The organism is Aminobacterium thunnarium (assembly GCF_055390565.1).
In genome coordinates this window covers 34629-50085 of record NZ_AP042412.1, presented here as the reverse complement: position 1 = coordinate 50085, position 15457 = coordinate 34629, and the positions used below count along the sequence as shown (strand labels likewise).

The following is a 15457-nucleotide window of genomic DNA, read 5'->3' as shown; positions in this document are numbered from 1 at the left end:
CCCTCACTCTCCAGTCTCTCTATATTGAAGAAAGTGACCTCTTCGTTGTAAATCAACATATTCTCCATTTTCAACGATAACGGTGCCTCGCGAAAGAGTACACCACGTTTTTCCAATAACGGGTACATTTTCATAGGGAGAAAAGTCTACTGCCATATGAAGTGTACCAGCAGAAAGTGTCCATTTCTTTTCCTGATCAAAAATAACGATATCAGCATCAGAACCAGGGGCAAGAACCCCTTTTTGGGGATACATTCCCATCAATCTTGCAGGAGATCCCGCCGTCAAACGGACAAAATTCGAAAGAGAAATCCTCTTTTTCCGAACCCCCTCCGAAAAGAGCAGAACGCGTGACGTCTCTACGCCTGGTAATCCATAGGGTAATTTTTTAAAAGACCCCTTCCACTCCTTTTGCTTCTTCGTAAAAGGACAGTGATCAGTTGCAATTATATCTATATCTCCGTTCAGAAGTCCCATCCAAAGTCTCTCGTTGTCCTGCTTTGTTTTTAAACTCGGACTCGCTGAAAAAAGGTACCCTTCAGGAGAATCATATACACTTTCAGTCAAAAACAAATATTGAGGACATGTCTCTGTTGAAATACATGTTCCCAATCTCCTGGCCTGAATAACTTCTTGCAGGCCCAAAGCCGAACTTAAATGAACGATATGAACATGAGCTCTACTCTGCCTGGCAAGCCAAGAGACAGTCGAAATAGCGGAAGCTTCGCATACATCTGGCCGTGTTCTGGCGAGGCTCGACATTTTTCCCCATTCTTTTTCTGAAAGATTTCTCTCAAGCTGCCTTATTATATCGTCATCTTCTGCATGAATAAGCGCCACGCCATTTAAAGAAGCAATGGCGTTAAATGCTTCAAGAAGAGCCCCATTATCCGTTCTCCGGCCTGAATCTCCGTAAGCCGTAAAAAACTTGAAGCTCCGCAATCCCTTATTGTAACTTTCATATATTTCACGAAGGCGCTGATCATTCCAGCCAACAATTTCGCAGTGGAAAGTATAATCGATGACTGCTTCACGAGCCATATTTATTCTTTCTTCTATATTTTGTATTAGCGATGTATCGGAACTACCTACCGTAAAGTCAACAATTGTGGTTATCCCCCCGCAGGCAGCAGCCACAGTACCAGTATAAAAGCTATCGCTAGAAGCCGTTCCTGCCACGGGCAAAGCCATATGAGTATGTATATCTATTCCTCCGGGAAGTACAAGCTTTCCTTCCGCTAATATCTCACGTTTTCCCGTCAAACCCTCGCCGATAGCTGCTATTTTTTCTCCCTCTACCGCTATATCCGTGTCAAGAATTTTCTCTTCAGTAACAACTCTTCCCTTCTTTATTACAAGATCATACATTCCTATCTCCTCTCTTTTATATACGGAATACCCAGAAAAGCCGGCACATTAAATTGTTTTCGAGAGATAGTTGCAATAATCGTTAATATGTAAGGAATAGCTATAAGAAATTCATTCGGGATCAATCTAAAGCCTGAGGTCTGTATCGCGATAGAGGTAGCATCTGCCAATCCGAAAACAAGAGCCCCAATCATCGCACCCAAAGGATTCCAATTTCCCAGAAAGCAGATAGCAAAAGCTATCCAGCCACGACCGCCTATAATATCTTCTGTAAAAAGTCCTAAAAAACCTATGGAATAGAAAGCACCAGCTAGCCCATTCATGGCACTAGAAAATAAAACCGCCTTGAATCGAATCTTTTCTACATTTATACCGGCAGCATCCACTGCTTCTGGATTTGCTCCTGTCGACCTGAGAATAAGCCCTGTTCTTGTTTTAAAAAGAATCCAATACCCTATACCAACAAATATAAAGGCTGCATATGTCATTATATTTTGCCGGAAAAGGGCCTCTCCAATAATAGGAATGTGACTTAACACGGGAATAGCAAAAACAGGTAAAGGTTCTACAGTTAAGGGAAGAAGAGGAACTCCGAAAAAGACACGGTAGAGATAGAGAGCCAAACCTGGAGCAAGAATGTTTATCGCAGTACCTGTAACAATTTGATGTTGTTTAAGATACACAGTAAGAATCCCGTAAAAACTTCCCACGAAAAGACCGACAACAGCAGCACTCAAAAATCCTACAATGAGACTTCCAGAGAGATAGGTTCCCACGAAACCAGCCCAGGCCCCCATGAGAAAAATGCCTTCTATGGCAATATTCATTACACCCGTTCTTTCTACAAATACTTCTGCTAGCGCTCCTACCATTAGAGGCGTGCTCATCTGTATTGCGCGGGCCAAAAGGCCTACTAAAATCATTGGGATTCCTCCCTTCTCTCTTCTTCTCGAAGTCGCTTCTTTTCGCTGGCAACAATAATCCGCTCTCGAATAAAGTACGACACGATAACAGATAACATGACAAATCCCTCCATAATGCCAATAATGCTTGAGGGAATAGGAGATGTTTGTACAACGAGATTTCCACCAACCTTAAGAGCACCGAAAAGCAGTGCCGAGAGTACTATCCCCAGCGGATGGGCATTCCCAAGAATGGCAATGCCTATGCCTTCTGCTCCAATAAATGGATTGAAACCTTGCACAAGCATATGCTGAATGCCGTTGACTTCCATAAAACCAGCAAGACCCGCAAAAGCCCCACTTATAAAAAAGACTGTAACAAAAACCTTCTTCTCATTAATGCCAGCATATCTGGCACCATCTCTGTTCATTCCTACCGCGCGTATTTTGAAACCCAACGTTGTTTTCCAAAGGATAAAATAGGCAAAAAACGCAACTAAAAGAGCAAGAATAAACCCCCAATGAAGGCGAGTATGGGGAATAAGCTGAGGTATCCAGGCATTTTCAACAATAACATCTGTTTGTGGATATTCTCCCTTCGTTTCTATAAGAGGACCTCGGATAAGATAGTTCATTATGGCCACTGCCACATACGTCGACATCATGCTCAGCAAGAATTCGTTAGCATTGAAACGCGCCTTGGCATAGCCGACAAAAGATCCCCATAGACCTCCTGCAAGCATACTGGCGACACAACAAATAAGAAGTAAAATTGGCAAAGGCAACACTTGAAAAAAGAGTGAGCACGAGACGGCAGCAAGACAACCAATATAAAACTGTCCTTGTGCGCCTATATTGAAGAGAGTAGACCGAAAAGCAAATCCAAAAGCCAACCCCGTAAGAATAAGAGGAGTTGCTTTAGCAAAAATATCAGCAATATTGTATATATCTCGAAAGGCAAAAATGACAAGCTCCTTATATACAACCAAAGGATTTTGTCCAAGAAAAAGCATCATAATCCCACTTAATGCCAGGCCTAAAAAAACAGAGTAAAGAGGAAAAAGTGAGAGCCAGAGACGCCGATTATGTTTCATCGTGAGTCACCCCCACCATAAGAAGACCTATCTCTTCAATATCTGCTTCTTCGCGCCTAAAGACCTTGAGGATACGGCCTCGATACATAACACCTATTCGATCTGAAAGTGTTAGAACTTCTGACAATTCCGTAGAAATAAGAAGAACGGCCTGCCCCTCGTTACGAACATTAAGAAGAGCTCTATGCACATAATCAGCAGCTCCCAAATCAAGACCTCGCGTAGGTTGCACAGCTACAAGAAGAGAGGAGGCTATGCCAAGTTCTCTGGCAATAACAATTTTCTGTTGGTTACCTCCGGAAAGAGCCTTAGCCTTCGTAACAGAAGAAGGGGTTTTAATGGCGTAATCTTCTATAATTTTTTGTGCGTAAAGCTGAATATTTTTTTCAGAAAGAACGCCACGGCTTGCAAATTCCGAAGAAGAGAAACGTTTTAGGATAAGATTTTCCTCTACCGACATATCAAGAACGAGCCCTTCTCGATGTCTATCTGCCGGAATATATCCTATCCCTTCATGAATCAGCTCATGTACACTTTTCCCCACAAGTGAGTTGTCTCTAAGAATAATCTCCCCCTCACTAACAGCGCGAAGCCCGCAAAGAGCTTCAGCAAGTTCTTCCTGCCCATTTCCACTGACACCGGCAATTCCAAAAATTTCTCCCCCATCAATATTCATGCTCAGGGAGTCCACAGCCCAATGCCCCCGGTCTCCTTTTACTTTTATATTTTCAACTCGTAATATACTTTCTTTTTTATGTACATCTTTCTCTTGAGCTTTAACTTCTGATGAAAGGTCTGCAACCTCACGCCCCACCATCATCTGCGCAAGTTCTCGCTCTGAGGCTTCTGAACGTAAAAGTTCGCCAACGACATTTCCGCTACGGAGAACAACAATACGATCCGCAATATCGAGAACTTCATTAAGCTTATGCGTTATGAAAATAACGGAGTGACCGGCCTCTCGAAAATCACGAATAAAAGAAAAAAGTCTTTCTGTATTCTGAGGGGTCAAAACAGCTGTGGGCTCATCCATAATAAGAGTCTGAGCACCTCGATAAAGAGCTTTTAATATTTCTACACGTTGCTGCATACCAACAGCAAGCTGACGAACGAAAGCAAAGGGATCAACCTCAAGATCATAAGCTTTCCCCATACGTTCTATTTCTTTTACCGCTTCTGAAACAGAGGCTCGACCTTTATCTTCTGCCCCTGCTCCAAGAAGAACGTTTTCCACTACGGTATGAACGGGAACCAACGTAAAATGCTGGTGAATCATTCCAATCCCCAACGCCATGGCATCCTGTGGAGAACGTATTTTGACATCTTTTCCATTTACCTTTATAGATCCGCTATCAGGTTGATACATCCCGTACAAAATTTTCATCAATGTTGATTTTCCCGCACCATTTTCGCCGAGAAGTGCAACAACTTCGCCTTTTTTAATTTTGAGATATACGTCGTGATTAGCAATAGTTCCAGGAAAATATTTTGTAATTCCTATAAGCTCTACGGCTAGATCTGTCTCTTTTATAGGCATTTTTATCACCGTCTGTTCAAAACCTGGATAAGCGGGGAGAGAATTCCCCCCGCTTCATAAAAGGAGTTATCAATCTAAGGGTTCTGGGAACTGTGAAAGGAATTTTACAAATCGTCCTTCTTTTATAGCCTCTTCCGCCTGAGATACTAGATCTCGAACTTCCGAAGCTACTTCGTCACTATAGGCAACCTTAACAATGCCCTCAGCAATACCTGCCTCATTAACTATAGGTTTCAAATCTCCATTTAGGAATTTTCCGACGGCCCATACATACATAGCCTTGAAATCAAAAAACACACTGGCGACGACTGTTCCCGGCGCAACACTGTTTTGGTCACTGGCAAAACCCACGAACTTTACGCCCTTCTCTTTTGCAGCCTGAATAGCTCCAAGCCCAACCTGGTTGGCATAAAAGAAAAGGACATCGGCGCCGTTATCAATCATGGAACTTGCCATCTGCTTGCCAAGAGCGACGTCACTCCACGAGTTCGCATAGGCACGAAGCGCCTTTACTTCAGGCATTCCAACACGGGCACCAAATTCATAGGTATTCAGCAAACGAATCATAAGCTTGTTGGGAAAACCTCCAACCAAACCTATTTTTCCTGTTTTTGTTGTTTTACCAGCAATTATTCCTGCGAGAATGCTGCCTTCATACTCCTTGGGTAAGACTGGACATACGTTTGGTTCTACAGCTATCATGCCATTGATAACACAAAACGTTGATTTAGGATATTTGGGAGCTACGCGCTGGGCAGCTTCATCAAACTGAGTCCCGGCTGCCATAATAAGGTCATACCCTCGCTCGGCGTAGTTACGGAACGTAGACTCATAATCACTTGCCTGTACATTTTCGACATACTCTATTTTTGTTTTCAATTCTTCGTTGGCCGCAACAAGACCGGCATAGTTCGTCGCATTCCAGCTCTGATCGTTAATCGGCCCAGGAAGAATGAGCACCATTTTGTACTCCCCTGGGGCTTTCGCTGAAGCAGAAACAACCGAACCTGTTATTGCCAAACAAAGAACAAGAAACAATAGAGACACCCTTTTCCACGTTCTCACATGAAACACCTCCCTTATCTTTATGACCTAACGTCCTCCCATGGTCAAAGCCATAACGGCTTTAGCCGTATGAAGTCTGTTTTCAGCTTCGTCATAAATAGCAGAATGAAGTCCATCAATAATAGAGTCTTCTACTTCATTTACACGATCTGCTGGAAGAGCGTGCATATAGAGAGAATCCTTGGCAGTAAGCTGCATAAGTTTTTCGGTACATTTCCAATGCTTATTCGCTTCAAGAAGGGAATCAATAACATCCGTTCCTTCATTTGTAACCCAATTTCCCCAATTTTTAGGGAATACCACATCCGCATCTTTGTATGCTTCTTCCTGATCATGGGTAATCCGAAGAGATCCGCCGTTTTCTTCAGCATTCTTCTTCGCTTTTTCTATAACCCAATCAGGAAGTTGGTATCCTTCTGGATAGGCCAAAGTAACATCTATTCCGTAACGAGGGAAAAGAAGAACCTGGCTTACAGGAACAGATATGGGTTTTTTATGAGTTGTAGCATAAGCCCATATAACTGATACTTTCAAATTTCTGGAAGAACGGCCGCGCTTTTCCTGAATTGTCATAAGATCAGCAATCGCCTGAAGGGGATGATATAAATCATCTTGCATATTTATAATCGGTGCAGTTGACCATTTGGCCATTTCTCTGAGATAGGCATTCCCTATCTTCCAGAAACAATTTCTGCACGCTATGGCATGTCCCATTCTGGAAAGAATAATGGCCGTATCCTTTGCCACTTCCCCGTGAGCAATCTGCATGTTGCTTGTATCGAGAAAATGCCCGTGTCCTCCCAACTGGGTAATACCAGCTTCCATAGAGTTACGAGTACGTGTTGACTGTTCGAAAAACATAAGAAAAACCGTTTTGTTCGGTAAATAGCTAGTAGGACGATCCATAGCAAAAGCACGTTTTAATTCGTAAGACACGTCAAGAAGAGTATCGACTTCTTCTTTGCTCCACTCTTCCAAGGTAATAAAATGTTTTCCTCTGAATATTGTCTGCATCTTTTTCCCCTCCTACTTCTCTATTTCGTCCACTTTCCATATGTCTGAACATAAACTGTAGGAATAGCCGCATACATAGCAGCAGCTTTTACTAATTCATCCTTCCAGGTTTTTTCGTTAGGAGCATGTGCCTGATCTTCATGACCAGGTCCAAAACCTACACATGGAATACCAAAACGTCCCATTATAGAGACAGCATTTGTGGAAAAGGTCCACTTATCTACGAGAGGTTCATTTTTAAAAAGCTTCTGATAGGCCAGCACTAAGGATTGGCAAGCAGGGTGTTCTTCTTCAAGAACCCATGTGGGGAAAAAACATTCTGTAGGATACACCAGTCCCGTGTATGAAGGACGTTCGTACGTGTACATTGATACATCTCCACCTCGTTCTTTGACAGATGGAAGATTTCTAATCTCCTGTAACGCTTTTTCCCATGTTTCTCCATCAGTAAGACGACGATCTATAGATATGGAACACCCATCAGCTACAGCACATCGTGAAGGAGAACTGAAAAAAATCTCAGAAACAGTGAGACTCCCCTTCCCCAGGAACGGATCAAAATGAAGATTTTCGTGGAGAGCACGCAGTTCCTCAAGGATAGGGGCCATTTTATAGATGGCATTATCTCCCCGCTCAGGAGCAGATCCATGACAACTTATTCCCTTAGTCGCCACTTTAATCTCCATTCGTCCACGCTGTCCCCGATAGATATTAAGAGACGTTGGCTCTGTTATCACTACAAATTCAGGTCGAATTCCACTCTCATTAATGATGTACTGCCAACAAAGGCCGTCACAATCTTCCTCTTGTACCGTTCCTGTTACAAGAAGAGTGTAATCATCCTCAAGTCCAAGGTCTTTTATAATCTTCCCGGCGTAAACCATAGAGGCCATGCCGCCTTCTTGATCACTCGTGCCTCTACCCATGATAATGTCGTCGTCTTCATAGCCTTCATACGGATCAACGTTCCAAAGGCTTCGATCTCCGACACCAACGGTATCAATATGAGCATCCATAGCAATAAGATGAGAGCCATGTCCTATATAACCTAAGATATTCCCCATGGGATCAATTTCTACTCTGTCAAATCCCACTTTCTCCATCTCTTCTTTGATTCGCTGTATCACCCTTTCCTCTTGGCAACTCTCACTCGGAATAGCAACCATATCTCGAAGAAATTTAGAAATGTCTGAACGATACTCCTCTGCCTGTTGAAGGATTTTTTCAAAATCCACAATCATCAAACTCCCTTCTTTTAATTAATTGGCCAGCCCCATCAAGCGAGGGAGGAAGAGCGGTATATCAGGAATGAAGGTAATTACAAGGAGCACGATCAAAGCTACAAAAATATAGGGAAGTATTTCTCGACTCAGCTGCTCAATTGTCAGCTTACTAATGCCACATGCCACAAAGAGACAAGCACCTACAGGAGGTGTCATGAGAGCGATGTTGAGAGAAAGCACCATAATAATTCCAAAATGAAGCGGGTGAAATCCGAGACTTACTGCAAGCGGGTGAAGAATGGGACCTAATATAATAAGGGCAGCAGCTATATCCATGAACATGCCGATAAAAAGCAACAGCAGTAAAATCATCGACATAATAATCCACTTATTTGTACTGACACTCAGCATCATGGTAGCTACCTTTTCTGGAATCTGTTCCATGGTCAAAACCCATCCCAAGATAGAAGCCGCGGCTATGACCAAAAAAACGACACCAGTTGTACGTGCCATCTTCATAAAAAGAGGCCACATATCTTTCAATGTAATATTTTTATACACAAAAAAGCCGAGAAAAAAGGCATAGGCAACAGCAACTGCTGCCGCTTCCGTCGGCGTGAACATTCCGCTTAAAATTCCTCCCAAGATAATAGCCGGCATAAGCAAAGCTACTGCCGCCTCTTTAAAAGCCAACCATATCTCTTTCAGAGTTGCCCTGCGTTCCCCCACAGGGTATCCTCTCTTCTTAGCTATTCTCGCTGTAAGAAGCATTTCTGCTCCAGCAAGAATCAGACCAGGGAGGAATCCTGTCAGGAAAAGCCCTGCTATGGAAACCTGCATAAAAGCTCCATATATCACCATAATATTTGAGGGAGGAATAGTCGGACCGATAATGGAAGAAGCTGCAGTTACAGCCGCAGAGAAATCTTTGTCATACCCCTCATCCACCATTGCAGGAATTAACATAGAACCAATAGCCGCCGTATCACTCACTGCCGCTCCAGTTATTCCTGCAAAGAAAACAGAGGCAACAATATTTGCGTGAGCCAGACCACCCTGAAGGTGACCCACTAAAACATTACTAAATTTTACAAGGCGACGTGTAATCCCTGCCTTGTTCATAATCTCACCGGCTAATATGAAAAACGGCATAGCCATAAGGGTAAACATATCTACTCCAGCAAAATAACGTTGCGGGACAAGCTGTAAAACAGAGGGAATACCTGTTTTGATCATACCAAACAAGCCTGTTACGCCCAAAACAAAACCAATGGGCATTCCCACTGCTATAAAAAGAAGAAATACTCCTGATAAAAATCCCGTCATGCAGAGTCCCCCCTCGCCCTATTAAAAATCAAGACCTTCTTCTCTTCTTACCGTATCGACTACTTCTTCGGACATCAGTATTTCATCGAGGTTCTCTCTGCGGACATCAAGTATCATTTTGCAGAGTAACATAACCATACAGATAACAGCACTGGCTGGAACAGCCATAAGCCACCATTTCATAGAGGTATTAAGAGCTGTAGAAAGCTGAACTTTGCCTCCTTCAGCCATCTTGAAGCCATACTTTGCCAAAATGTAAAGAAAGTAGAAGACAAAACCGTTTGATATAAAAATGAGGATTTTAGCAATCTTACGAGGAAATTTTTTGATGACCATGGTCACTCCCACATGTTCATGTCTCCATATGCATAAAGCAACTGAGAGAAGAGCCATCCAAATCATTACATATCGAGAGAATTCCTCTGTCCAACCGAGAGGAGAACGAATAACATAGCGAGAAAAAACGCCAAGCAAGACTGTCATTGTCATAATAATGGAAAGGATAAAAACCGGAATCTCAATAAGACGTTCAAGAGTATTTCCCACCCTCTCAATTATTTTGAAAAGACCAGTACGGTTATTCCCATTACTTCCCATGATACGTACCTCTAGGGTAAAAGTAGGGGCAAATGCCCCTACTTACTCTCTTCAATAGCTTCATCAATGGCCTTTAAGAAACGTTCCGCCATATCTACCCCTTCATCTTTAAATGTTGTCTCAATAAATTCCATGGTCCCTTTTCGTCCAACTTCGCGGAATTCCTCCATTGCTTCTGGTGTTGGAGTATTAATTTCCATGCCAGCTTTTGCAAGTGCGGGCAACCCCTTATCGGAAGCCTCTATTATTCTGTTAAGACCGCGACTTGCAACAATAGCTGTTTGTGCAGCAGAGTGAATAATGGCTTTTTCGTTATCAGAGAGCCCCTCATAGAATTCCTTATTCATAACCCAGCAATATGTACTGTAAATATGGTTGGTTATAGTGAGATATTTCTGAACTTCATAAAGTTTGCCGGTGAGAATAATAGGAATGGGATTATGCTGCCCATCAACAACACCTGTCTGTAAAGCTGTATAAACCTCGGCCCAGGCTACTGGTGTTGCAGCAGCTCCATAAAGCTTCATCAACTGCTGATGAGAGGGCAGAGTCATGGTACGCATCTTCAAGCCCTTCATATCTGCTACAGTTTTTATTGGCCGCTTACTATTGGAAAGCTGGAAGAAACCACCTGCTTCTGCGAACCCCAGAACCTTATATCCTGCTTTAGTTTCAATATCGTTAGCAAGGTATTTTCCAAAGGAACCATCGAAAACTTTCCATGCGATATCATAGTTTGGAATAGCGAAAGGAATGTCGAGAATGCTATACAGCGGATAGAAGGAAGCCATGCCACCCGCTGAAGCAATGTAGCTCTGAACGACACCAACTTTTACCTGCTCCATTGTCTCTCGTTCGTTACCCAGCTGTCCTGCAGGATAAATCTCAACGCTAATAGTTCCGTTACTCTCTGCTTCGACCATACTCTTAAAGACAGCTGCCATAGCTGCAGTTGCCACTTCGAAGGGTTGCTGAGGGTTCAAATGCGCGAGTTTAATTGTCTTTTCAGCAGCTAGGGCCATACCAGAAGCAGTTAGTAAAAGCATGGCAAGTCCAAGGGCAATCAACCTTCTTTTCATTACTTTTCGCCTCCTTTTATGCCTATGTTATATAGGCTATTCCTTTTCTCCCAAACATTAAAGAAGCCCTGTCAACGCATTAAATTCATCTATTCTTTCATCGATAGCATCAGCCATTCCATGAATAGATCCCCAATACTCATCGTAGTCATACCACTGAGCATTTAATTCGTCGGAGGAACGCCCCTGTTGCTCTATCCATGTGTAATATTTAAGATTGTGAATTCGTTTGCGATCGTAATAGGAAAGTTCTTGCATGTAGTCAATGCCAACACCCAGAATGTGACGATGATGGTCAACAGCAGCACACATCTCACTGTATTCTCCCATCTCTTTGGCCATCTCTTTCACTCTAGAACCATACATTTCCATAGAATCTGTCAAAACGGTCATAATTACATTATGCTCGTCAAGCTCGTAGTATTTAGCCATTTTTACCGCCATCAAGATATTGGCCGCTCCGGAAATACCAATAAGAGGAAGACTCTCGATAAATTGCTCAGTTATTCCGTTTTTCCTTAAATATTCGTGACCTGCAGGTTCGTTGAAAAGACGTATCATTGCCATACTGTCTGCATCATCTATATCAATAACCATATCGGTGTTTTTTACGTTATGAATCCAGGGAACGTGTTTATCGCCTATGCCTTCTATCCGATGAGCTCCAAAACCGTTCCAAAGCAACGTGGGACACTGCAATGCCTCTCCCACTCCGATTTTGCTCCATGGATATTTATCTTTGAGATAATCACCACTTCCAAGAGTTCCTCCAGACCCTGATGTGAGAACAACTCCAAAATAACGATCCTTTTCACCGCAAACTTCCTGTAAAACTTCATCCATAGCATGTCCAGTAACCTCGTAATGCCATAAATGATTACCAAATTCATCAAACTGGTTAAAAACTACTATATTGTCACGGGTCTTGCGAAGCTCCCAAACTTTGTCATAAATCTCTTTCACGTTACTCTCTGTTCCGGGAGTTCCAATAACTTCGCCTGCAACTGTTTTAAGCCACTCGAATCGTTCCGGGCTCATTCCTTCTGGAAGAATAGCTATTGATTCACACCCCAATAGTTGCGCGTTATATGCACCTCCCCGGCAATAGTTTCCAGTAGATGGCCACACGGCCTTTTGTGAGGTAGGGTCAAATTGACCTGTAACAAGACGCGGGGCTAAACATCCGAAGCTGGCTCCGACCTTATGTGCACCTGTGGGAAACCACTTACCGACAAGAGCAACAATCCGAGCCTTCACACCTGTTATTTCTTTAGGAATTTCTACATAATTAACTTTCCCAAATAGCCCACCTTGCTTTTTAGGTTCATTTTTCCAGGTGATGCGGAATAAATTAGCTGAATCCACATCCCAAAGGCCAGTCTTTTTGAGACGCTCTTTGATCTTTTCAGGTGTGTAACGCTCTGGATTCTTCATCTGTTTAAAGGTTGGGATAATAATATTTCGTTCTTTTGCCCGCGCTACCGCTTTCTTGAGTTTCTCTTCATGAATGGTCAAATCGATCATTCGTGCTCACTCCTGTTCTTTTATTTTTTATCCTCAAGCAGATTGCCTCATTTTTAAAAAAGAAAAAGGAGAACGTTAAAGAAGCGATATTTATGAATGCTAATTTGCAGAAATAATACGCAATGGAAGAAGGTAGATAGGAATGACGGATATTTTAGATTTGTATGTATAAGGATACATCTAATACTATTACTTTCAATAATGAGTTACTTATGAAATACATAAAAATTTTTTAAAGATACCAATTGTCAAAGATGGGCGTTCAGGATTTCTTCAAAAGCATCTATATCAGGAGGTGCAGAAAGAGGCGCCCCAGCAGCTTTTCTTGCATTTGAAATATCTTTCAAACCGTTACCTGTTACTACAACCGCTACGCTCTCGGAACTCTCAAGCATTCCTGCCATTGCCATCTTTCTAAAACCAGCAAAAGCAGCGGCACCTGCCGGCTCACCAAAGACTCCAGTTGATCGAGCTAATTCGGGTATAGCAGAAAGAATTTCTTCGTCCGAAACAACAACCATATCTCCGTTACTTTTTCGAACAGCGCGAAGAGCTTTTGCCCAATTCTTGGGTGCTCCCACAGAAATACTATCGGCAACAGTCTGAACAGGGCCAAATAAAACCCTCTCAGAACCAGCTTTAAAAGCCTCATAAATTGGCGCTGCATGTTCAGCCTGAACTCCAACTATTTTGGGAATACGGTCAATAAACCCGATATTCAGCAGATCCCAAAACCCCTTATATAATCCACCAATACAACAACCATCTCCTACAGAAATAAAAATACGATCGGGGACTTGCCATCCTAATTGCTCGGCTATCTCTAACGCACACGTCTTTTTCCCCTCTACAAGGTAAGGATTTATAGCGCAACTTCTGTTGTACCAGCCGTAACGATCGATAGCGGCAGCTGCCAAGTCAAAAGCATCGCTATAATCTCCTTTTACAAGAACAACAGTAGCTCCATAAACAAGAAGCTGTGTAATTTTTGCTTCTGGAGCTTTTTCCGGCACAAAAATAAAACTGGGAAGCCCCGACACCGCTGCAAATCCTGAAAGAGAACTAGCCGCATTTCCCGTAGAGGCACATGCGATTGTTGTATATCCAAAATCAAGAGCTTTTGCTACGCCAACGGCACTTGCACGATCTTTGAGAGACCCAGTGGGATTTCTGCCGTCATCTTTTATAAAAACAGCCGAAACTCCATAGGTCTCCGCCACCTTTTTGCTCATATAGAGAGGTGTCCAACCTACGGATAAAGAAGGAATATGTTCAGAATTGATAACAGGAAGCAGGGGGATATAACGCCATAAAGAAGGAGAAGAATCTTTTTTCAGACGTTCACGGGAGAAAGATTGCGCCACTTCATCATAATCATAAAGTACGTCCAGTGTTCCATCTTGCCCACAAAAAGGACACGTATATTTTACTTCTTCAGGCTTAAAGGTTTTTCCACATAGAACACACTTCAATTCTAACGGATATCCCATACCTCTATTCGCCCCTTTCATCTATTTTTCTAAAAATTAATATTCAAGAAAGAATAGATTCTGCTATACCACAATACCCTCGATAAGCTAAGGCAAGCTGCTCTATTTCAATATATTCATCAACAGTATGAGCTAACTCCCGACAAGAAGGGCCAAAAGCCACGGTAGGAATTCCCATTTCACCAGCATAGTAACAACCGTTCGTTCCGAAACCAGGAGATTCTGAAAGACGAGGAGCAAGCCCTGCCTTTTCCACCCCTTCTAAAACTTTTTTCAAATAGAAAGAGTCTTCAGGTAAAACCCATGCTCTGGCAAAATGTTTTCCACGTATAGGGGCACCTGTATAACAGCGATCTTCTGTAGCTGATATATAAATTAAGGTGCGAATACCTTCCATATCGTTTTTTTTCGTGTTAACAATAATTTGAAGTCGATCTAATATTTTTTCGGGAGTATCGTAAGGAAGAAGACGAAGATCGTACGTAGCTTTACAGACTTGAGGCACCATTCCATTCGTAAATTCGGGGAAAGTACGAAGATTCGTTAAAACAAGAATGCCTTGTCCAAGATAAGGATCTGAATCAGGTTTAAAGGAACAATGAATAGAAGAAAGAATGCGGGTCATAGCGTCCGCCGCGTTTGTTCCGTATTCAGGCTGAGCAGAATGGGCCATACGTCCTTGTGTTTCAATAACAATTTCAGCTCGACCTCTCTGCCCACGTTCTACTTCAAGTTGAGAAGCTTCCCCTATAACTACAAAATCAGGAGGGTAAGAAAGAGCAACTGCCCGCGATGAGATTCCCTCAAAACGTTCTTGAAAAACCGTTCCTGCAACAACAATCTCACCCTGAAGATTTTTATGCTGATCCTCTTTCAAAGCTGCCCCAGCCATAATCATAGCAGCCAGACACCCCTTCTGATCTGACGCTCCTCGGCCATAAATGCAACCATTTTTTATAAATGCTCCGTAAGGATAATAGCTCCAATCAGTCGGGATTCCTGGATCAACATGATCCATTTGAGATTCAAATAAAAGTCTTTTCCCGGGAGTGGCAAAAAAAATACGTCCAATTACATTTCCATAGGCATCTATTGTTACATCATCATACCCTACAGACCGCATTATTTCTGCCGTAAAAAGTGCAACTTCCCGCTCTTTTCCTGAGAGACTCGGCCTTCGGATTAATTCTTGGCATAATCGGATCAAATCAGTTTGTCGTTTTCCACTGAGAACCATA

Annotated in this window: 13 protein-coding genes; all 13 read right to left on the bottom strand. The window is 42.6% G+C overall.

Going from position 1 to position 15457, the window contains the following annotated elements:
- Positions 1-3: 3 nt before the first annotated feature.
- The 13 genes from hydA to ACZ5GY_RS00130 all read right to left on the bottom strand — a co-directional run bounded on the left by hydA (position 4) and on the right by ACZ5GY_RS00130 (position 15456).
- Positions 4-1368: a dihydropyrimidinase gene (gene hydA / locus ACZ5GY_RS00190; protein WP_213699481.1), complete on the bottom strand. Its 1365-nt coding sequence runs from the start codon at positions 1366-1368 to the stop codon at positions 4-6.
- 2 nt (positions 1369-1370) lie between these two features.
- Complete coding sequence (locus ACZ5GY_RS00185; protein WP_213695673.1) at positions 1371-2291, bottom strand: ABC transporter permease; 921 nt, start codon at positions 2289-2291, stop codon at positions 1371-1373.
- Positions 2288-3364: an ABC transporter permease gene (locus ACZ5GY_RS00180; protein WP_213695672.1), complete on the bottom strand. Its 1077-nt coding sequence runs from the start codon at positions 3362-3364 to the stop codon at positions 2288-2290. Before ACZ5GY_RS00180 ends, ACZ5GY_RS00185 begins: the two co-directional genes overlap by 4 nt.
- Positions 3354-4901 carry an ABC transporter ATP-binding protein gene (locus tag ACZ5GY_RS00175; RefSeq protein WP_213701541.1) on the bottom strand — a complete coding sequence of 516 codons (1548 nt, stop codon included), beginning with the start codon at positions 4899-4901 and terminating at the stop codon, positions 3354-3356. Before ACZ5GY_RS00175 ends, ACZ5GY_RS00180 begins: the two co-directional genes overlap by 11 nt.
- A 69-nt stretch (positions 4902-4970) precedes the next feature.
- Positions 4971-5966: a BMP family protein gene (locus tag ACZ5GY_RS00170; RefSeq protein ID WP_213689945.1), complete on the bottom strand. Its 996-nt coding sequence runs from the start codon at positions 5964-5966 to the stop codon at positions 4971-4973.
- 27 nt (positions 5967-5993) lie between these two features.
- Positions 5994-6980: an ornithine carbamoyltransferase gene (locus ACZ5GY_RS00165; RefSeq protein ID WP_213695258.1), complete on the bottom strand. Its 987-nt coding sequence runs from the start codon at positions 6978-6980 to the stop codon at positions 5994-5996.
- Between the two features lie 20 nt (positions 6981-7000).
- Positions 7001-8221 (bottom strand): YgeY family selenium metabolism-linked hydrolase, encoded by a 1221-nt coding sequence (locus ACZ5GY_RS00160; protein ID WP_307879592.1) that lies wholly within the window; start codon positions 8219-8221, stop codon positions 7001-7003.
- An 18-nt stretch (positions 8222-8239) separates the two neighbouring features.
- A complete protein-coding gene (locus ACZ5GY_RS00155) occupies positions 8240-9529 on the bottom strand; it encodes a TRAP transporter large permease (RefSeq protein ID WP_213689947.1) in 1290 nt (429 codons plus the stop codon).
- Between the two features lie 21 nt (positions 9530-9550).
- The gene (locus ACZ5GY_RS00150; RefSeq protein ID WP_213689948.1) at positions 9551-10126 is read right to left on the bottom strand and encodes a TRAP transporter small permease; all 576 of its coding nucleotides are present in this window, start codon (positions 10124-10126) and stop codon (positions 9551-9553) included.
- A 38-nt stretch (positions 10127-10164) separates the two neighbouring features.
- Positions 10165-11205 (bottom strand): TRAP transporter substrate-binding protein, encoded by a 1041-nt coding sequence (locus ACZ5GY_RS00145; RefSeq protein WP_213689949.1) that lies wholly within the window; start codon positions 11203-11205, stop codon positions 10165-10167.
- Between the two features lie 57 nt (positions 11206-11262).
- Positions 11263-12729 carry a pyridoxal-phosphate dependent enzyme gene (locus ACZ5GY_RS00140; protein ID WP_213701543.1) on the bottom strand — a complete coding sequence of 489 codons (1467 nt, stop codon included), beginning with the start codon at positions 12727-12729 and terminating at the stop codon, positions 11263-11265.
- Between the two features lie 248 nt (positions 12730-12977).
- Positions 12978-14219, bottom strand: coding sequence for a threonine synthase (locus ACZ5GY_RS00135; protein ID WP_213695257.1), 1242 nt, complete (start codon positions 14217-14219; stop codon positions 12978-12980).
- Positions 14220-14262: 43 nt separating this feature from the next.
- Positions 14263-15456 (bottom strand): YgeY family selenium metabolism-linked hydrolase, encoded by a 1194-nt coding sequence (locus ACZ5GY_RS00130; RefSeq protein ID WP_213689952.1) that lies wholly within the window; start codon positions 15454-15456, stop codon positions 14263-14265.
- Between the last annotated feature and the right edge of the window lies 1 nt (position 15457).